General features: G+C 69.7%; 16 protein-coding genes and 1 riboswitch. Of the genes, 10 read left to right on the plus strand and 6 right to left on the minus strand.

Going from position 1 to position 19,807, the window contains the following annotated elements; all coding sequences use genetic code 11:
• Positions 1–39 precede the first annotated feature (39 nt).
• Both ACE3OU_RS14650 and ACE3OU_RS14655 read left to right on the plus strand, forming a co-directional pair.
• The gene (locus tag ACE3OU_RS14650) at positions 40–948 is read left to right on the plus strand and encodes a transporter substrate-binding domain-containing protein (RefSeq protein WP_374242290.1); all 909 of its coding nucleotides are present in this window, start codon (positions 40–42) and stop codon (positions 946–948) included.
• A gap of 13 nt (positions 949–961) precedes the next feature.
• Complete coding sequence (locus ACE3OU_RS14655; RefSeq protein WP_374242291.1) at positions 962–3,823, plus strand: ATP-binding protein; 2,862 nt, start codon at positions 962–964, stop codon at positions 3,821–3,823.
• A gap of 73 nt (positions 3,824–3,896) precedes the next feature.
• Here ACE3OU_RS14655 and ACE3OU_RS14660 read toward each other — a convergent pair whose 3' ends face one another.
• Positions 3,897–5,423 (minus strand): carbonic anhydrase, encoded by a 1,527-nt coding sequence (locus ACE3OU_RS14660; RefSeq protein WP_374242292.1) that lies wholly within the window; start codon positions 5,421–5,423, stop codon positions 3,897–3,899.
• Between the two features lie 149 nt (positions 5,424–5,572).
• A riboswitch (TPP riboswitch) is annotated at positions 5,573–5,673 on the plus strand.
• Positions 5,674–5,708: 35 nt separating this feature from the next.
• Between ACE3OU_RS14660 and thiC the strand changes: the two genes are divergently transcribed.
• Complete coding sequence (gene thiC / locus ACE3OU_RS14665) at positions 5,709–7,625, plus strand: phosphomethylpyrimidine synthase ThiC (RefSeq protein ID WP_374242293.1); 1,917 nt, start codon at positions 5,709–5,711, stop codon at positions 7,623–7,625.
• 136 nt (positions 7,626–7,761) lie between these two features.
• On the opposite strand, the gene ACE3OU_RS14670 is transcribed toward thiC, so the two are convergent.
• Positions 7,762–8,943 (minus strand): glycosyltransferase, encoded by a 1,182-nt coding sequence (locus tag ACE3OU_RS14670; protein WP_374242294.1) that lies wholly within the window; start codon positions 8,941–8,943, stop codon positions 7,762–7,764.
• 80 nt (positions 8,944–9,023) lie between these two features.
• Positions 9,024–9,833, minus strand: coding sequence for a UDP-2,3-diacylglucosamine diphosphatase (locus tag ACE3OU_RS14675; protein WP_374242295.1), 810 nt, complete (start codon positions 9,831–9,833; stop codon positions 9,024–9,026).
• A 162-nt stretch (positions 9,834–9,995) separates the two neighbouring features.
• On the opposite strand from ACE3OU_RS14675, the gene ACE3OU_RS14680 reads away from it, so the two are divergent.
• From ACE3OU_RS14680 to ACE3OU_RS14690, 3 genes are all read left to right on the plus strand, one after another.
• Positions 9,996–10,379 (plus strand): DUF6394 family protein, encoded by a 384-nt coding sequence (locus ACE3OU_RS14680; protein ID WP_374242296.1) that lies wholly within the window; start codon positions 9,996–9,998, stop codon positions 10,377–10,379.
• 13 nt (positions 10,380–10,392) lie between these two features.
• Positions 10,393–12,111: a TrkA family potassium uptake protein gene (locus ACE3OU_RS14685; protein ID WP_374242297.1), complete on the plus strand. Its 1,719-nt coding sequence runs from the start codon at positions 10,393–10,395 to the stop codon at positions 12,109–12,111.
• 742 nt (positions 12,112–12,853) lie between these two features.
• On the plus strand, positions 12,854–13,225 hold the full coding sequence (locus ACE3OU_RS14690) for a hypothetical protein (RefSeq protein WP_374242298.1): 372 nt from the start codon (positions 12,854–12,856) through the stop codon (positions 13,223–13,225).
• Positions 13,226–13,382: 157 nt separating this feature from the next.
• Here ACE3OU_RS14690 and ACE3OU_RS14695 read toward each other — a convergent pair whose 3' ends face one another.
• The gene (locus ACE3OU_RS14695; protein WP_374242299.1) at positions 13,383–13,700 is read right to left on the minus strand and encodes a DUF2322 family protein; all 318 of its coding nucleotides are present in this window, start codon (positions 13,698–13,700) and stop codon (positions 13,383–13,385) included.
• An 81-nt stretch (positions 13,701–13,781) separates the two neighbouring features.
• The gene (purB, locus tag ACE3OU_RS14700) at positions 13,782–15,149 is read right to left on the minus strand and encodes an adenylosuccinate lyase (protein ID WP_374242300.1); all 1,368 of its coding nucleotides are present in this window, start codon (positions 15,147–15,149) and stop codon (positions 13,782–13,784) included.
• A gap of 104 nt (positions 15,150–15,253) precedes the next feature.
• Between purB and ACE3OU_RS14705 the strand changes: the two genes are divergently transcribed.
• Genes ACE3OU_RS14705 through ACE3OU_RS14720 form a run of 4 tightly spaced genes read left to right on the plus strand, consistent with a single transcriptional unit; the run spans position 15,254 to position 19,242 of the window.
• The gene (locus tag ACE3OU_RS14705) at positions 15,254–15,784 is read left to right on the plus strand and encodes a TIGR00645 family protein (protein ID WP_374242301.1); all 531 of its coding nucleotides are present in this window, start codon (positions 15,254–15,256) and stop codon (positions 15,782–15,784) included.
• An 18-nt stretch (positions 15,785–15,802) separates the two neighbouring features.
• Entirely contained in the window at positions 15,803–17,350 is a 1,548-nt protein-coding gene (locus ACE3OU_RS14710; RefSeq protein ID WP_374242302.1) for a fumarate hydratase, read from the plus strand.
• Positions 17,351–17,407: 57 nt separating this feature from the next.
• Complete coding sequence (locus ACE3OU_RS14715) at positions 17,408–18,451, plus strand: NAD(P)H-dependent flavin oxidoreductase (RefSeq protein WP_374242303.1); 1,044 nt, start codon at positions 17,408–17,410, stop codon at positions 18,449–18,451.
• 11 nt (positions 18,452–18,462) lie between these two features.
• Positions 18,463–19,242 (plus strand): hypothetical protein, encoded by a 780-nt coding sequence (locus tag ACE3OU_RS14720; RefSeq protein ID WP_374242304.1) that lies wholly within the window; start codon positions 18,463–18,465, stop codon positions 19,240–19,242.
• A gap of 74 nt (positions 19,243–19,316) precedes the next feature.
• Here ACE3OU_RS14720 and ACE3OU_RS14725 read toward each other — a convergent pair whose 3' ends face one another.
• Positions 19,317–19,622 carry a PilZ domain-containing protein gene (locus ACE3OU_RS14725; protein WP_374242305.1) on the minus strand — a complete coding sequence of 102 codons (306 nt, stop codon included), beginning with the start codon at positions 19,620–19,622 and terminating at the stop codon, positions 19,317–19,319.
• Positions 19,623–19,807 lie beyond the last annotated feature (185 nt).

Raw genomic sequence — 19,807 nt, forward strand, 5'->3', positions numbered from 1 at the left:
GCTCACCCTGCGCCGCCCACCACTGCACGAGACTTCACCATGAACTCCCCGCTCTCCCGCCTGATCTGCCGCGCCACCCTGCTGGCCGCCGGCTTCATGCTGTGCCTGCAGGCCGCCTTCGCTCAGGACCTCGACGAGGTCCGCAAGCGCGGCGTGCTGCGCCACCTGGGCGTGCCCTACGCCAACTTCGTCACCGGCAGCGGCGACGGCTTCGACGTCGAGCTGATGCAGGGCTTCGCCCGCGAGCTGGGCGTGCGCTACGAGTTCGTGCAGAGCAACTGGAACGACGTCATCGGCGACCTCACCGGCAAGGAGATCCGCTACAAGCCGAGCGTCCAGGAGATCGGCTCGCGGCCGGTGCGCGGCGACGTGATCGCCAACGGCATGACCATCCTCCCGCCGCGCCTCAAGCTGCTCGACTTCTCCGAGCCCACCTTCCCGTCGGCGGTCTGGCTGCTCGCCCGCCCCGACGTGGCCGTCACCCCGATCAAGCCCAGCGGCAACCGGGAGCAGGACATCAAGGCCACCAAGGCCCGCATGGGCGTCGGCACCACCTTCGTGATGGACAACTCCTGCCTCGACCCGACCCTCTACGATCTCGAGGGCAAGGGCCTCAAGCTCAAGCGCTTCACGGGCAGCACCAACATCAACGACGTGGTGCCGGCGATGCTCAAGGGCGAGAGCGACATGACCCTGCTCGACGTCCCCGACGTGCTCGTGGCCCTCGAACTGTGGCCGGGCAAGATCAAGGTGGTCGGCCCGATCTCCGAGGAGCAGCGCATGGCGGCCGGCTTCCGCAAGGAGTCGCCCGAGCTGCGCAAGGCCTTCAACGCCTACCTGGCGCGCCTCAAGGCCGACGGCACCTACATGCGCCTGGTGAAGAAATACTTCCGCGTCGCCCCACGCTACCTGCCGGAGTTCTTCCGCGACCTGCCGCCGGCCCGCTGAGATCGGGTCGCCGATGCCCGCCGACCTGCCTCGACAGAGACTGTCCCGCAAGTACCTCGTCGCGCTGCTGCTGTTCGTCGCCTACGCCGTTGCGCTCTTCGTCCACAACCTGAGCGTGCAGCAGCGCCTCGAGCAGAACGTGCTCGATGGCGCCAGCCTCGAGCTGGCCCGTCAGGCCGAGACCCTCTCGGCCTACTTCTCCGAGCGCCACAACTCCCTGGCCAACCTGGCCGCCTCCGACGCCCTCGCCAACTACTTCGCCGGCCGCGACCTGGGGATGAGCATCGAGTACGGCCTGGGCCTGCACATCCAGAACATCGAAGACCGCTTCAACCAGCTGATCGAGCAGGAGCGCCTGGGCGAGCGGCACATCTACCGCCACCTCGTCCTCCTCGACGCCCAGGGCGAGACGATCGCCGAGGCCGGAGACGCCCCCGACACCCAGGAGGACCACGTCGCCCTCGCCCGGCTGCTGCCCCAGGCGCGCAGCGTGACCCTGCTCGACCCGCAGCATCTGCTGCGCTTCAGCCAGCCGGTGCTCATCAAGGGCCGCCTGCGCGGGCATCTGGTGGCCTACAGCCCGCCGGAAAGCGTCGAACGCCTGCTGCGCAGCACCAACGCCCAACGCCCCGAAGCCATCGTCCTCGCCAGCTCCGGCCAGCCGATCTCGCCCGTCGCGCCGCCGGCCTTCCAGCAGACCGCCCTGGCCCGCCTCCTCGCCCGCGCGGCGGACGGCGCCAGCCTGCGCGTGGACGGCCTGCCCCAGTTCGCCGACGACCCGGTGATCGCCGTGCTCAAGCAGCGGATCGAAGCCTCGCCCTTCGCCCTCGCCGCCCTCATCACCCAGCGCGAGCTCGATGCCCACGCGATCCCCACCGGCTTCCTGGCCGCGGCGGCGGCGGTCCCCTTCCTGCTGCTCTACATCGTGATGCTGGCGACGCGGGAGCGACGGCGCATCGAGCAGGCCCAGGAGGCCGCCTACGTCGCCGCGCGGACCGCCGCCCGCGCCGAAGCCGACAAGCTCGCCCAGGCCCGCAGCGAGTTCGTCGCCAACATGAGCCACGAGATCCGCACCCCGCTCCACGCCATCCTCGGCCTCGCCCAGGTGGGGCAGCGGGACTGCGTGGGGCACCAGACCCGCCAGCAGTTCATGCGCATCGTCGAATCGGGCCAGCACCTGCTGGGCATCATCAACGACGTGCTCGACTCGGCCAAGATCGAAGCCGGCAAGCTCTCCGTCGAGCAGATCCCGATCGATCCGGGGCAGGTCATCGACAGCGCCATCACCCTCTGCGCCGAGCGCGCCTTCGAGCGCGGGCTCGACCTGCGGGTCCGCGAGAGCGGGCTCCCGTCGCGCTGCCTGGGCGACCCGCTGCGGCTGTCCCAGGTGCTGGTCAACCTGCTCGGCAACGCCATCAAGTTCACCGAGCACGGCGCCATCACCCTCGACGCCCGCGCCGATCACGACAGCCTCCGGTTGAGCGTCAGCGACACCGGGATCGGCATGAGCACCGAGCAGATCGACCGCATCTTCAAGCCCTTCGAGCAGGCCGACAGCTCCACCACCCGGCGCTTCGGCGGCACCGGCCTGGGCCTCTCGATCAGCGCCCACCTGGTCCGCGCCATGGGCGGCCGCATCGACGTCTCCAGCCAGGCCGGCGTCGGCACCACCTTCGTCGTTCAGCTGCCCCTCCTCGAGGCTGCCTACGACGCGCCGCCCCCCGGCGGCCGCCTCGTGCTGGCCGGTTTCCCGCCCGACGAGACGGCCCCGCTGCGTCCCGAGCTCGAAGCCCGCGGGATCGCCGTCACCCTCCTCGAGGCCCCCGCCAGCCCGCCCCCGGCGGCCGAGCTCATCGTCATCGACGCCCGCCTCGCCGGCGACCCCGCCGCCTGGCAAGCCTGGCTCACCCGGCTGCATGCCGAGCGGCGCAGCCTCGCCATCGCCGGGCACCTCGACGAGATCGAAGCCGCCGAGCGGAGCGGCCTGCAGCTGCCCATCATCGAGCGCCCGCTGCGCAGCCGCCACCTCTGCGAGGCCCTCGCCCGCCGCGCCCAGCCGCTGCCCGCCCAGCCCCTCGTCAAGACGCGCCTCGCCGGCCTGCGGGTGCTGGCGGTGGACGACAACGAGATCAACCGCCTCGTCCTCGCCGACATGCTGACCCAGGAAGGGGCCCAGGTCACCTGCCTCTCCGGCGGCCAGGAGGCCCTCGCCCACCTGGCCGCCACCGGGGCCGATGCCTGGGAGATCATCCTCACCGACATCCAGATGCCGGGGATGGACGGCTACGCCCTCACCCGCACGCTGGCCGCCACCTGCCCGCGCCTGCCGGTCCTCGGCCTCACCGCCCACGCCGGGCCCGAAGCCCGGGAGGCCTGCCTCGCCGCGGGCATGCGCGCCCATCTGCCCAAGCCCCTCGAGCTCGACGCCCTGGTGCAGGCGATCCTCCAGCACACCACCGACGCGCCGCGCCCGCAAGAGACGCCCGCCCGCAACGGCGCGGACGGCCCCACCACCGCCAGCCTGGTGGACTGGCCGGCCCTGGAAGCCCTCTTCAAGGGCCGGCCGCAGTTCGTCGAGCGGGTCGCCCGGAAGGCGCTGACCACCTACCGCAACGAACTGGTCCAGCTCCGCGGGCTCGCCGCGGGCGAGGGCGACCTGGCCGCCCTCGCCTTCATGGCCCACGGCATCAAGGGCTCGGCGGGGGCGCTGCAGGCGCGCAGCATCCACCGCCAGGCGGCCGAAGTCGATGCCGCGGCGCGGGCCGGGCACCGCGACGCCCGCGCCCTGGCCGGCGGGCTGGCCGACCAGCTCGAGGCCCTGGTCGGCGAACTGGAGGCGCACCTCGCGACCGACGCCCCCCGGATGCCGGACTGACCCCGCCCCCCAAAAAGCAGAAGGGCGCCCACGGCGCCCTTCACGACTCAGTCTCGCGGAGTCAGCCCTCAGCTCAGCGCGACTCCTTGATCATCCGCCCGCGCACCGACTGGATCGGCCGGGCGTTCATCGGGTACAGCCGGGCAAAGATCCCGATCTGGTCCGCCGACAGCTGGGCGGGCTGCTTCATCACCATCCACAGCACCCCCTCGCTGCACGGCGGCGTGGTGAGGGAGCCCATGTAGGTGTAGTAGCTGCGGTCGCCCGGCAACAGCTGGTCGAGGTCGATGGAGACGCCGTCCGGCGCGTAATCCACGTTCTTCTCGAGGGGCAGGTTGTTCCACAGGGTCTGCACCACCGGGTTCATCTTGCCCCGCTCGATCAGCACCGCCACCACCGCCAGGCGGCCGTCGAGATCCTTGTGCACCAGATGCACCACCATCTCGAAGCCCTTGCCGTTGATGCGCTCCTCGGACGGGCGGTGGAAGTGGAACTGGACGAGGTCGAAGTAGCGCCCCATCACCGCCAGGCTGCTGCCCGGTCCCACATTCACCTGCACGGTGTGGCCGTTGTCCACGATGCGGAAGTTGGACAGCTTGTAGTCGAAGCGGATCGGTTCGAGGTCCACCCTGACCCCGTCGCGAATGTCGATCGGCGACTGGCGCTGGCCGGTGCCGCAAAGCTGCCAGTCGGGTTTCAGGAAGCCCCAGTTGGCCGGGCCGTTCTCGCCGTCGTAGCTCCAGTGGATCTCATGGTGGGCCAGCGGCGTGCCGGCGGCGGCCGGGCCGTGGGCCGCCTGGGCCTCGACATTCACCGGCGCCGCGCGAACCACCCGCGGGGCCACCCGGGGGCGCGGACGCGGCACGTAGGCCGGCACGCGCTGCACCTCGGGCGGCGGCAGCGCCTGGGCGCGGCTCTCGGCGATACGTACCGGCGGTGCCGGCGGCTCCGGCGCCCGGGCCACGGGCTCGGGTGCCCTCGGGGCCGGCGCGGGCTCGGCCTTGGGCGGCGGCGCGGGCTTGTCGATGAAGTTCTTCTTGATCGGCTGGGGCGCCTCGGCGCCGTGCTCGGCCTTGGCCTCCGTGACCTGGGTCACCGCGGCCTTCTCAACGGGCCGGGCCGGGCGGTAGTCGGCGGTGCGCACCTCGGTCCTGGGCGGCTGGACGGCCTGGGCCGCCTGGGACGCATTCTTGGCCAGCTGGGAGATGTCGGCGGGCTTGCACACGTCGCGCCACAGCTTTTCGTCGACGCTGCCGGGAGCCACCGGCATGTCCTTCTCGACCTTGACCCGCTCGTCCTTGACCACGCTGGACTCGGCGTCCAGATACACCCGCTTGATCGTCGAGTAGGTCTGGTTGCGGCAGTCGTAGCGGTTGAGCGCCTTCACCGTGGTGTAGCCGGCGGCGGCGGCCTCGCTCTCGGAGAGCACGATGCGGCCCCAGGCCACCTTGGTGCCCGGGTCGGACTGCAGGACGCTGGCCCGGTCGAGTTCGATGGTGCGCTTCTTGTCGGACGCGACGGTCTGCCAGTCGGCGGAGAGGGCGGCGGTCGAGCCGACGCACACCAGCAGGGCGACGAGGGGGCGCAGGGGCTTGCGCATGAGACTTCTCCGGGGGAAAGAGGCAGGCCGACAGGCGGCCGGATGCCTTCTATTTCGGCCCATGGCGGGCAAAGCTTTAGCCTCCCCGCCGCCAGGCGCGACATTCCTGGCGAATCTTGCGTTTATCGACGGCTTCCAGTACTTTTGCGCACGAACGTTAGGGGTGCCAGTGCGCTTGGCGCACGGCTGAGACTTACCCTCCGAACCTGATCCGGGTCGTGCCGGCGTAGGGAAACGTGGCTCCTGCCGCCTCCCCGCCCGCCGCGGCCCACCCAAGGAGCCTTCATGAACGCCAACGAAAAATTCCTCGCCTCGTCCGCCCAGGTCGACGAGGCCGCCGTCGCCCCGCTGCCCAACTCCCGCAAGATCTACGTCGAAGGCTCCCGCCCGGACATCCGCGTGCCGATGCGCGAGATCAGCCAGGCCGACACCCCCACCGGCTTCGGTGGCGAGAAGAACCCGCCGATCTTCGTTTACGACTGCTCCGGCCCCTACACCGACCCGCAGGCGAAGATCGACATCCGCTCCGGCCTGCCGGCCCTGCGCCAGCGCTGGATCGAAGAGCGCGGCGACACCGAGGTGCTGGCCGACCTCACCTCCGAATACGGCCGCCAGCGCGCCGCCGACCCGTCGCTGAACGACCTGCGCTTCCCCGGCCTGCACCGCAAGCCGCGCCGCGCGCTGCCCGGCAGGAACGTCTCGCAGATGCACTACGCCCGCCAGGGGATCATCACCCCCGAGATGGAATACGTGGCGATCCGCGAAAACGTGAACCGCCAGCAATACCTCGAGAACCTCCGCAACACCGGCCCGCAGGGCGAGAAGATGGCCAAGCTGCTGACCCGCCAGCACAAGGGCCAGGACTTCGGCGCCAGCATCCCGGCCGAGATCACCCCCGAATTCGTGCGTTCCGAGGTCGCCCGCGGCCGCGCCATCATCCCCAACAACATCAACCACCCCGAGTCCGAGCCGATGATCATCGGCCGCAACTTCCTGGTCAAGATCAACGCCAACATCGGCAACTCGGCGCTGGGCTCCTCGATCAACGAGGAAGTCGACAAGATGACCTGGGCCACCCGCTGGGGCGGCGACACGGTGATGGACCTGTCCACCGGCAAGAACATCCACGAGACCCGCGAGTGGATCATCCGCAACTCGCCCGTGCCGATCGGCACCGTGCCCATTTACCAGGCCCTCGAGAAGGTCAACGGCAAGGCCGAGGAGCTCACCTGGGAGATCTTCCGCGACACCCTCATCGAGCAGGCCGAGCAGGGCGTGGACTACTTCACCATCCACGCCGGCGTGCTGCTGCGCTACGTGCCCCTCACCGCCAACCGGATGACCGGCATCGTCTCCCGCGGCGGCTCGATCATGGCCAAGTGGTGCCTGGCCCATCACAAGGAGAGCTTCCTCTACACCCACTTCGAGGAAATCTGCGAAATCATGAAGGCCTACGACGTGGCCTTCAGCCTCGGCGACGGCCTGCGCCCCGGCTCGATCTACGACGCCAACGACGAAGCCCAGCTGGGCGAGCTCGAGACCCTGGGCGAGCTCACCGACATCGCCTGGAAGCACGACGTGCAGACCATCATCGAAGGCCCGGGCCATGTGCCGATGCACATGATCAAGGAGAACATGGACCTGCAGCTCAAGCACTGCAAGGAAGCCCCGTTCTACACCCTCGGCCCGCTGACCACCGACATCGCCCCGGGCTACGACCACATCACCAGCGGCATCGGCGCCGCCATGATCGGCTGGTACGGCACCGCCATGCTGTGCTACGTGACCCCCAAGGAGCACCTGGGCCTGCCCGACAAGAATGATGTGAAGGAAGGCATCATCACCTACAAGCTCGCCGCCCACGCCGCCGACCTGGCCAAGGGCCACCCGGGCGCCCAGATCCGCGACAACGCCCTCTCCAAGGCCCGCTACGAGTTCCGCTGGGACGACCAGTTCAACCTCGGCCTCGACCCGGACAAGGCGAAGAGCTTCCACGACGAGACCCTGCCCAAGGAGTCCGCCAAGGTCGCCCACTTCTGCTCCATGTGCGGCCCGCACTTCTGCTCGATGAAGATCACCCAGGACGTCCGCGACTACGCCGCCGCCCAGGGCATCGGCGAAACCGAGGCCCTCGAGAAGGGCATGGAGACCAAGGCCATCGAGTTCGTCAAGACCGGCGCCGAGATCTACCACAAGGTGTAAGGGCCGCGGCCGGTCGGGGCCACGCCCGACCTTCGCCCCCACGCCATACGGGCCGCGCAAGCGGCCCGTTTCCTTTGCTGCCGCCGGATAGCGGCCCCTGCCCGCGCCCCGCGCCGGTGCAGCCCGGAGGCGCCGCTCAGGCCCCGGCCGCCGCCGGAAGGGCCTCGGCGGCCCCCCGCTCGAACATCTCGCGGTACAGCCGGGCCAGCCGCGCCGCCATTTCGGCGTCCGACCACTCGGCCGCATAGACGGGCGCCTCCGCCGCCAGGCGCCGCAGTGCCACCCCATCGTCGAGCAGGCCGGCCAGCGCGTCGGCAAAGGCCGCCGGCTCCGGCGGCGGGGCCAGCGACGCGCGGCCCGGGCCGAGAATGTCCACCGTGCCCATCTCCGCCAGCGCCACCACCGGCAGGCCGGCCGCCATCGCCTCCAGCAGCACCAGGCCCTGGGTCTCGGTGCGCGAGGCGAACACGAACACGTCGGCCGCCGCGTAGCAGGCCGGCAGCGCCTCGGCCCGGTCGAGATAGCCGATGAAGCGCACCGCCTCGGCTAGCCCCTCGCGCCGCACCCGCGCCTCCAGCTCGGCCCGCGCCGGCCCCTCGCCGGCGATGAGCAGCAGCAGCGCCGGATGCCGCGCCAGGGCATGGCGCAGCGCGTCGAGCAGGAAGCCGATGTTCTTCTCGTGGGCCACCCGGCCGACGAACAGCGCCACCGGGCGTTCCGGCGCGATGCCGTGTTGGCGGCGGAACGCCGCTCCGTCGCGGCCCCGGAAGCGCTCGACGGGGATGCCCGTCGGCAGCACGTGCAGCGGCGCGTCGACGCCGTAGCCGAGCAGGCGCTCGCGCATCGCGGTGGACGGCACGATCACCCCGTCCAGCGCGTTGCACTGGCGACGTGACAGCCCCCGCGCGCGGCGCTTCAGCCAGCCCGCCGGCAGCAGCGGCGCATAGTGCTGCAGGTATTCCTCGAACAGGGTGTGATAGGTGGTGATCACCGGCAGCCCCAGCCGCCGCGCCGCCGCGAGGCCGGCGTAGTGGGCGACGAAGGGTGTCTGGATGTGCACCAGGTCGCAGCCCCCGGCGGCGGCGAGGGTGGCGCGGTGCATCGCCCGCCAGCCCACCAGGCGATCCTCCCGGTCGCCGGGCACCGGCCAGCCGGCAACCCGCACCACACCCGCCTCGTCGGGCTCGCCGCCGTAGCGGGGCGCTACCAGGCGCAGCTCGACGCCCTGGGCGGCCAGCGTGCGGCGGAAGGTTTCGATGGACGTGGACACCCCATTCACCCGGGGAAAATACACATCGGACACCATCAGGACACGCATGATCAATCCTCCCGCGGGGTGCGCCCGCCTGCTCCGGCGCGGCCGGGCTTCGTGTGTGGATGAGGCCGCCGGCCGGCGGCTCAGACCCGGGCCGTCTCGGGCTGCCCGGCCGGGTGCGTTTCGGGGTAAGGCTCGGCCTCCGGGGCGCTCGCCTGGCGGTCGCCCCAGTGGATCAGCTCGAGCCGGCCGTCGAAATGCTCGACGATGGCGGTACACGAATCCACCCAGTCGCCGCAATTGACGTACTGCAGGCCATCGATGTCGCGGATCGTGGCCCAGTGGATGTGCCCGCAGATCACCCCGTCGAGGCCGCGCTCGCGGGCCTGGTGCACCGCCGACGCCTCGAAGTCGAAGATGAAGTTGAGGGCCGTCTTGACCTTGCGCTTGGCGTAACCCGCCAGCGACCAGTAGCCCGAGATGCCCAGCTTGCGGCGCCCCCACGACAGCCAGGTGTTGAGCCGCACGAGCCAGTCGTAGGCCCGGTCGCCGAGCACCGCCACCCAGCGGTGGTGGCGCGTCACCTGGTCGAACTGGTCGCCGTGGATCAGCAGGAAGCGGCGCCCGTCGGCGGTCTGGTGAACCCGCTCGTTCGCCACCTCGATGTCGCCGAAGACCGCGCCGCAGTAGTCGCGCAGGGCCTCGTCGTGGTTGCCGGGGATCAGCACCACCTTCTCGCCGCGGCGGGCCCGGCGGAGCAGCTTCTGGACCACCGTGTTGTGGGACGGCTTCCAGCAGATGCTGCGGCTCATCGCCCAGAAATCCACGATGTCGCCGATCAGGAAGATGTGCTCCGCCGCGTGGTCGCGCAGGAACTCCACCAGGCTGTCCGCCTGGCAGGCCCGCGTCCCGAGGTGGATGTCGGAGAGGAAGATTGATCTGACCCTTGGCATGGCGACACGATCGCCAAGGGCCGTGACTCCCCCGTGACGTCCGGATTAAACCGCCATGACAGCCCGGCCGGCGGAAAGCCGGTTTTTTCTGCGCCAGCGCAACAACGACGCGCGCGGGCCGGTGCTAGGATTGACGAATCGAACCCCCTTCAGGGCCCTGTGATGAACCTCGAAAAAGTCATCTTCGGTTTCTTCATCGTCTTCGCCGCCACGCTCAACTTCGGCTTCTTCATCGGCGAGATCGACAACCCGACCCACCACGAGATCTACGAGCTGTTCGCCGCGGTGGTGGTCAACCTGATCGCCACCGTGCTCAAGTTCGGCGACCGCACCCAGATCGGCGCGATCCACCTGGCCACCAGCCTGGTGGCCGACCTGCAGCTGATCGCCGCGGCGATGGTGTGGGGCTACGCCGAGCACGTGGGCGGCGCCGGCCTCACCGGCTCCACCATGTCGAGCATCGTGTCGCTGTCAGGGGGCGCGCTGTTCGCCAACGTGGTGTCGGTGATCATCCTGATCGCCGAGACCATCATGCAGCGGCGCTGACCGCCCCTTCGCCGTGACCCACACCAGCACGATCTTCCTGGTCCTGCGGCGGCTGCGTACGCCGCTGATCGTGCTGATCACCCTCTTCGCGGTGTCGGTGCTCGGCCTCACCCTGATGCCCGGGCCGCCCGACCCCAACGGCGGCCAGATGCCGCGCATCAGCTTCTTCCACGCGGTGTATTTCATCAGCTACACCGCCACCACCATCGGCTTCGGCGAGATCCCCTACGCCTTCTCCGAGCAGCAGCGCCTGTGGACGGTGGTGTGCATCTACATGTCGGTGGTCGGCTGGGCCTACACCCTGGGCACCGTGTTCGCGATGCTGCAGGACAAGAACTTCCTCAGCGCGCTGGCGGTGCAGCGCTTCGCCCGGCAGGTCCGGCGGCTGCGGGAGCCCTTCTTCCTGGTGTGCGGCTACGGCGAGGCCGGCCACCTGATCTGCCAGGGCCTCGACGAGCTCGGCTACCGGGCGGTGGTCATCGAGAAGGACGAAGGCAGGCTCGGCGACCTGGAGCTGCAGAGCTACCAGGCCGACATGCCGGCCCTTTGCGCCGACGCCAGCCAGCCCGACACCCTGCTCCTCGCCGGCCTCACCAACCGCCACTGCCGCGGCGTGATGGCCCTCACCAACGACGACAACACCAACCTCGCCATCGCCATCGCCGCGCGCCTGCTGGCCCCCAGGCTGCCGGCCCTGTGCCGCGCCGAACACACCGACACGGTGGCCAACATGGCCTCCTTCGGTACCCGCCACATCATCAACCCCTTCGAGAAGTTCGCCGAATACATGGCCCTGGCGCTGCACGCGCCGGCGGCCTACAACCTGCTGCTGTGGCTCACCGGCCTGCCCGGCACCACCGTCGACCGTCACCGCGAACCGCCCCGGGGCAAATGGGTGCTGTGCGGCTACGGCGCCTTCGGCAAGGTGATGACCCGCGCCCTCGAGAACGCCGGCCTGCCGGTGACCATCATCGACCGGGCCGCCCCCCTCGCCCCCGACCACACCTGGTACAGGGGCGACGGCACCGGCGCCGACGCCCTCCGCGCGGCGGGCATCGACGACGCCGTCGGCATCGTCGCGGCCACCGCCAACGACGTGAACAACCTTTCAACGGTGGTCACCGCCAAGCAGCTCAACCCGGCGCTGTTCACGGTGCTGCGCCAGAACCAGGTGGCCAACCGCACCCTCTTCGAGGCCTTCGAATCCGACTTCACGATGGTGCCGGCCGAGATCGTCGCCCACGAGTGCTTGGCCATCCTCACCACCCCGCTGCTGGCGCCCTTCCTTGACCGGGTCCGCGCAGCGGACGACGCCTGGGCCGGCGAACTCCTCGAGCGCCTCACCAGCCGCTTCGGCTGGGACGTGCCATGCGTGTGGAGCGCATCGGTCAACCTGCTGCAGAGCCCCGCCGTATATCGCGTGCTGATGCGCAACGGAGCCCGGCTGCCCCTGTCTGCGCTGCTGCGCGCCCCGGTCAGCGAACGCCCGCCACTCGACTGCGCGCCGCTCCTGCTGCTGCGCGAAGGCGAGCCGCCGTGCTACCTGCCCGACGGCGAACTCGAGCTCCGGCTGGGTGACCAACTGCTCTTCGTCGGCACCGAGGAAGCCCGCCGCAACCTGAACCTGACCCTCTTCAACGGCCACACCCTGCAGTTCGTGATGACCGGCCGCGACCTGCCCGGCGGGCTGATCTGGGAATGGCTGGCGCAGCGGCGGGAAGCGCGGGGGTGAGGCGGGTTACGGCCCGCGGCCGGGTGGGCGTGGTGGTTTATTTGTCCGCCGACGGAGGACCAAGCGCTTTCCGTTGTTTGGCGTGACCTCGGCCGGGTCGTTTGCGGTTCGCTGATAGGGGACCAACGGCTTGCCGGTGTGTAGCGTTCCGTTGGCCGGGTCCCCGCCCGGCGGCCGGCGCAGAACTCGCCCGCTGCTGCGCTGCTCGGCGGTTCAGAAGGGGCTTTCAACAGACACCGAGCCTTTACTGAAACGGCTCGTGTGAGCAACGCATAAAACCGGAGCCTACTGCCGACTTTGCATTGCCCACTTCCTGCCTTTCGCTTTTGCGACGATCACACATGGCCGTGCTGCAACGCTCGGTGATTCCGGAAAGCCCCTTCCGAGCCGCCGAGCAGCGGAACAACAGGCGGGGAAGTCCGGCGCAGCTGTCTGAGCGGGCGCAGCCCGCGAGTTCTGCGCCGGCCGCCTGTTGTGAGCAGCACAGGGAAGTCGTCTGATCAAGCACAGCTTGAGCAGACGACCGGCTCGGCGGGGTCGCCTTTCTTGGTTACTTCTTTGGCGACGCAAAGAAGTAACCCGCCCGCCGGGGCGGGACCCGGCCAATGCAAGGTCAAACAACGGAAAGCCTCTGGTCTCCATCAACGAACAAAAAGCCCCCCCCACTCCAGGCACCCCACCTTGCGGCGCCAACCCCCACGGCGGCTACAATGCGACGCCGCAACATCGCCAGAACGCCCCCATGCTCCCCCTCCTCCGCCACCTTCCCCAACCCCTGCTGAAAAGCGCCTTCATCGCCGCGGTGCTCGTCGTCTTCGCGCTGACGATGATGCCGCTGCCCGAGATGACCCAGGTCGTGTCGTCCCAGGACAAGTTCGAGCACGCCATCGCGTTCTTCGTGCTGATGCTGCTGGGCGCCGGCGGCTGGCCGGGCCGGCTCGGGCGGGTCGCCGTGGGGCTCAGCGCCTACGGCCTCCTGATCGAGATCTGCCAGCACACCCTCACCACCAACCGCTTCGGCGACCCCTGGGACTGGGTGGCCGATTCGGTGGGGGTGCTGCTCGGCGGGCTGCTGGCGCGCCGAGCCGCGCGGGGAGGCGTGGCCTCCGCCTGAGGGCCTCGCCGGCCTCCGTGGAACCATGGACCGACGCGCAGGAAGCGCCCCCGCCTTGAACACAAAATTCCTGACACTCCCTGGCATTCCGCGCCGGGAGATGTCCAAACAAAGGGCCACCCGAAGGCGGCCCTCGTTGATTGCCCTGCGACCGGACTCAGGCCGCGAAGACGTGCTTCACCCGCAGCGTCTCGCCGCGCTCGACCAGCCCGATCAGGCGGTCGATGTTGGGGTGCTTGCCCGGGTTCAGGCGGGCGTCCTCGCTGTGCTCGGCGTAGATCTCGATGCCCTGGGCGGCGGCCTCGGGGGTGATCGCGCCGTGGAGCTGGCCGAGGTGGTTGTAGACCGCCAGCGAACCGGCCTGGCCGGGCTTGTTCTCGATGGTGGCGACCACCTCTCCGGCGGCGTCGAGGAGCTGCAGGGCGGCCAGGTGGGAGACGCCCGGCAGCGTTTTGAGTTTGTCGGCGAAAGCCATGAAAGATCTCCGGAGTAAAACCTGGGGGCGACAGAGGCGACCGAGGCGGCCCCTGCCACCACCGCGCTTAGATCAGATACATCAGATGCGCTTGGCCAGCTCGGCGGCCTTGCCGATGTAGCTGGCCGGGGTCATCTGCAGCAGGCGGGCCTTTTCGGCCTCGGGGATCGCCAGGGTGGCGATGAACTGCTGCAGCGCCTCCTTGGTGATGCCCTTGCCGCGGGTGAGCTCCTTGAGCTGCTCGTAGGGGTTGGGCACGGCGTAGCGGCGCATGACGGTCTGGATCGGCTCGGCGAGCACTTCCCAGCAGGCGTCGAGGTCGGCGGCGAGGCGGGCCGGGTCGGCCTCCAGCTTGCCCAGGCCGCGCAGGCAGGAGTCGTAGGCCAGCACCGCGTAGCCGAAGGCGACGCCCATGTTGCGCAGCACGGTGGAGTCGGTGAGGTCGCGCTGCATGCGGGACACCGGCAGCTTGTCGGCCAGGTGGCGCAGCACGCCGTTGGCGAGGCCCAGGTTGCCCTCGGCGTTCTCGAAGTCGATCGGGTTGACCTTGTGCGGCATGGTGGACGAGCCGATCTCGCCGGCCTTCAGCTTCTGCTTGAAGTAGCCCAGGGAGATGTACATCCAGATGTCGCGGCAGATATCCAGCACGATGGTGTTGGCGCGGGCGGTGGCGTCGAACAGCTCGGCCATCGCGTCGTGGGGTTCGATCTGGATGGTGTAGGGGTTGAAGCTGAGGCCCAGGGACTCGATGAAGCGGCCGTTGAAGCCCTCCCAGTCGAACTCGGGGTAGGCCGACAGGTGGGCGTTGTAGTTGCCCACCGCGCCGTTGAACTTGGCGGTCAGCTCGACCGCGGCGATGGCCTTGCGCACGCGGCGCAGGCGGTGCACCACGTTGGCCATCTCCTTGCCCAGGGTGGTGGGGCTGGCGGGCTGGCCGTGGGTGCGCGACAGCATCGGCAGCTCGGCGTGCAGGTGGGCCAGCTCGACGAGGCGGTTGATGATCTTGTCGAGGGCCGGCAGCAGCACGCCGTCGCGGCCGTCGCGCAGCATCAGCGCGTGGGAGACGTTGTTGATGTCTTCCGAGGTGCAGCCGAAGTGGATGAACTCGGTGACGCGGGTGACCTCGGGGTTGTGGCCGAGGCGCTCCTTGAGCCAGTACTCCATGGCCTTCACGTCGTGGTTGGTGGTGGCCTCGATGGCCTTCACCGCCTCGCCGTCGGCAACCGAGAAGTTGGCGATCACGGCGTCGAGCTCGGCGACGGTGGCGGCGGAGAACGGGGCGATCTCGGCCAGCTCGGGGGCGGCGGCCAGGGCCTTCAGCCATTCGACCTCGACCTTGACCCGGTTGCGGATCAGGCCGAATTCGGAGAAGTGCTCGCGCAGCGCGGAGACCTTGGATTCGTAACGGCCATCGAGGGGCGACAGCGCGGTGATGGGTTGCAGGTTCATGGAGAAAGCCCTTGAGGCGAAAAAACAAAGGCGCACATTTTAGCGCCTTGGCCCCCGCTTCGCCGATGATAAAATCCGGCCTCCCCCAACTGCAGTCCAACAACATGAGCAAAGGTCCGCAACAACTCGAACGCTTCATCTTCTGGAGCCGCTGGCTCCAGGCCCCGCTCTACCTCGGCCTGATCGTCGCCCAGGGTATCTACGTGTGGCTGTTCATGGCCGAGCTCGGCCATCTGCTGATGTCGGTCTTCGAATCCGGCGGCCACATCAGCGAGACCGAAACCATGCTGGTGGTGCTCGGCCTGATCGACGTGGTGATGATCGCCAACCTGCTGATCATGGTGATCATCGGCGGCTACGAGACCTTCGTCTCGCGCCTCGACCTCGAGGGCCACCCCGACCAGCCCGAGTGGCTGTCCCACGTCAATGCGGGCGTACTCAAGATCAAGCTGTCGACGGCGATCATCGGCATCTCGTCGATCCACCTGCTGAAAACCTTCATCAACGCCGCCAACATCGCCGAGCACACGATCATGTGGCAGGTGATCATCCATGTCGTGTTCCTCATCTCGGCCCTCGCCATGGCGCTGGTCGACAAGATGATGAACCAGACCGTTCTGCTGTCAAAACACTAAAGAGAGGGAGCTTCACCCATGACCGCCATCAAGCAGGAAGACCTGATCCAGTCCATCGCGGACGCCTTCCAGTACATCAGCTACTACCACCCGCTGGACTACATCAAGGCCCTGGGTGAAGCCTACGAGCGCGAGGAATCCCCCGCCGCCAAGGACGCCATCGCGCAGATCCTCACCAACTCCCGGATGGCCGCCGAGGGCCACCGCCCGATCTGCCAGGACACCGGCATCGGCATGGTGTTCATCAAGGTCGGCATGCAGGTCACCTGGCCGGACGCCACCATGAGCATCCAGAAGATGATCGACGAGGGCGTCCGCCGCGCCTACGCCAACCCCGACAACCCGCTGCGCGCCTCGGTGCTGGCCGACCCGGCCGGCGCCCGCAAGAACACCAAGGACAACACCCCGGCCGTGGTGCACTTCGAGATCGTCGAGGGCGACCACGTCGAGGTGATCTGCGCAGCCAAGGGCGGCGGCTCCGAGGCCAAGTCCAAGTTCGCGATGCTCAACCCCTCCGACGACCTGGTGGACTGGGTCCTCAAGAAGATCCCCGAGATGGGCGCCGGCTGGTGCCCGCCGGGCATCATCGGGATCGGCATCGGCGGCACCCCCGAGAAGGCGATGCTGCTGGCCAAGGAATCCATCATGGCCCCGGTGGACATCCACGAACTGAAGGCCAAGGCCGCTGACGCCGCCGCCAAGGGTGAAAAGCTGACCCGCGCCGAGGAGCTGCGCCTCGAGCTCTTCGAGAAGGTCAACGCGCTGGGCGTCGGCGCCCAGGGCCTCGGCGGCCTCACCACCGTGCTCGACGTGAAGGTGCTCGACTACCCCTGCCACGCCGCCAACCTGCCGGTGGCGCTGGTGCCCAACTGCGCCGCCACCCGCCACTGCCACTTCCACCTGGATGGCTCCGGCCCCGCCAAGATCGAGCCGCCCAAGCTGGAAGACTGGCCCGCCGTCACCTGGACGCCGGACCTCAAGTCGGCCACCCGCGTGAACCTCGACACCCTCACCAAGGAAGAGGTCGCCGCCTGGAAGCCGGGCCAGAAGCTGCTGCTCAACGGCAAGATGCTCACCGGCCGCGACGCCGCCCACAAGCGCATCGCCGACATGCTGGCCAAGGGCGAGAAGCTGCCGGTGGACTTCACCAACCGCGTGATCTACTACGTCGGCCCCGTCGACCCGGTGCGCGACGAGGTCGTCGGCCCCGCCGGCCCGACCACCGCCACCCGCATGGACAAGTTCACCCGTATGATGCTGGAGCAGACCGGGCTGATCTCGATGGTCGGCAAGTCGGAGCGTGGCCCCACCGCCATCGAGGCGATCAAGGACAACCAGTCCGCCTACCTGATGGCCGTCGGCGGCGCCGCCTACCTGGTGGCCAAGGCCATCAAGTCGGCCAAGGTCGTCGGCTTTGCCGACCTGGGCATGGAGGCCATCTACGAGTTCGACGTGCAGGACATGCCCGTCACCGTGGCGGTCGACTCCTCCGGCACCTCGGTGCACAACACCGGCCCGAAGGAATGGCAGGCCAAGATCGGCAAGATCCCGGTCAAGGTCGCCTGATCGGCAACACCACGCAGCCCGGCCCCGTGCCGGGCTTTTTTTCGTCTGGAGCAGCCCATGACTCTGCAAGAAATGCTGGGGACCGCGCTCCCCCTCCTGCAGGCCCCGATGGCCGGCGTGCAGGGCAGCGCCCTCGCGGTGGCCGTCTGCGAGGCCGGCGGGCTCGGCGCCCTGCCCTGCGCGATGCTGGCCCCGGAGGCCATCCGCAGCGAGGTGGCGGCAATCCGCGCCGGCACCCGGCGGCCCTTCAACCTCAACTTCTTCTGCCACCAGCCGCCCACCCCGGACGACGCCCGGGAGGCCGCCTGGCGCGCCACCCTCGCCCCCTATTACCGCGAGTTCGGCCTCGACCCGGCGGCCATCCCCGCCGGGCCCGGCCGCGCGCCCTTCAGCGCCGCGCTGGCCGAGCTGGTCGAGGCCCTCCGCCCGCCGGTGGTGAGTTTCCACTTCGGCCTGCCCGAGCCCACCCTGCTGGCCCGAGTGAAGGCTGCCGGCGCGCGGGTGCTGAGCTCCGCCACCACCGTGGACGAAGCCCGCTGGCTGGAGTCCCGCGGCGTGGACGCGGTGATCGCCCAGGGCCTCGAAGCCGGTGGCCACCGGGGGATGTTCCTCAGCGCTGACGTGACGACCCAGCTCGGCACCCTGGCGCTGGTGCCGCAGCTCGTGGCGGCGCTGCGGGTGCCGGTGATCGCCGCCGGCGGCATCGCCGATGCCCGCGGCGTGGCCGCCGCGCGGGCCCTCGGCGCCGCCGGGGTGCAGATCGGCAGCGCCTATCTGCTGTGCCCGGAGGCCACCACCAGCGCCGTGCACCGGGCCGCCCTCGTCGGCGACGGCGCCCGCCACACGGCCCTGACCCACCTGTTCACCGGCCGCCCGGCCCGCGCCATCGTCAACCGGCTGATGCGCGAGCGGGGCCCGCTGGGAGGCGAGCCGCCGGCCTTCCCCCTCGCCACTAGCGCCATCGCCCCCCTGCGCGCCGCCGCCGAGGCCGCCGGCAGCGGCGATTTCTCGCCCCTGTGGTGCGGCCAGAACGCCAGCGGCTGCCGCGCCGTACCGGCCGCCGAGATCACCCGGGCGCTGGCCGCGGGCCTCGCCGGTTGAGGGCGCGGCGCGTGTTCCGCACCCTGCGCATCGCGGTGCTGCTCGTCATCCTCGCCACCGTCGCCGTCGGCGCCTGGCGCAGCGGAGCGCGGGCGACCGAGTGGAAGCACACCCTGCACGCCACGGTGTATCCGATCGCCGCCGACGATTCGCCCATTACCCGGGCCGGCGTCGCCCGCCTCACGGCCGACGACTTCGCGCCGGTGGCCGAGTGGCTGCAGGACGAAGTGCATCGCTACGGGCGGAGCGTGCTGCGCCCGCTGGCGATCACCGTGGCACCGCCCGTCGCCGCGCTGCCGCCCCCCTTCCCCGCCGACGGCGGCCCGGTGGCGGTGGGGCTGTGGAGCCTGCGGCTGCGCTTCTGGGCCTGGCGCCACGACGCCGCGCCGGGGCCACGGCCCGACGTACGGCTGTTCGTGCTCTACCACGACCCGGCGCGCAGCGGGCAGCTCGACCATTCGGTTGGGCTGCGCAAGGGGCAGATCGGCATCGTGAAGGCCTTTGCCAGCCGCGACGAGGCCCCGCGCAACGCGGTGGTGATCGCCCACGAGCTGCTCCACACCCTCGGCGCCAGCGACAAGTACGACCCGCACAGCCTGGCGCCGCGCTTTCCCGAGGGCTACGCGGAGCCGAAGCGGGAACCGCGCCACCCCCAGCGCCTGGCCGAGATCATGGCCGGTCGCCTCGCGCTGGCCGATGGCCGCCTGGCGATCCCCGAGCGGCTGGCGCAGACGCGCATCGGCCCGCTCACGGCGACCGAGATCGGCCTGCTGCGGACGGAGCGGGACTGAGGGCAAGGGAGGAAAAACGAAACGGGCCGGCGCCCGGGCAGCAGCACCCGGCGCCAGGACACGCCGGCGCGGGCTTACTTGATGACTTCGATGATCTCGACGCCCATGGCGTAGAGGCCCGGCTGGGGCAGGCCATGGCAGCGGCGCACCCGCACGCGGGCATGGAGGGGCTGGTAGGCGCCGCCCGGCTCGGGGGGCAGCACGGCGAGCTCGAAGACCTCGTCCATGCGCGGGACGTGATTGGAATGGATGGTCATGCCGCCCACGCTCAGCTCGACGCAGGTCCCGATCACCAGGGCGGACTGGCCCTCGAAGCGGATCCCCACCTTGCAGCCCAGTGGGATCCGGCGATCCCGTCGTCTTTCCGTCATGCGGTCCATGCGCGTCAGCCTGTCTTGCCAATAGCGCACATTACGAAAGTCGGCCCGCCCCCGCAAGGCTCTCAAGAAACAAAAATAGCCAGGGCGGTTTTCATGCAGCGGTCCCGATGGGGTTGATCTGGAATCCGAGCGTGGCTGCTCGGCGTTTTAGCGCGGCGATGCTGCGCTCGCGTTGTTGTTCCTCG

Origin of the sequence: Zoogloea sp., assembly GCF_041908905.1 — a bacterium.
Taxonomy (GTDB): Bacteria; Pseudomonadota; Gammaproteobacteria; order Burkholderiales; family Rhodocyclaceae; genus Zoogloea.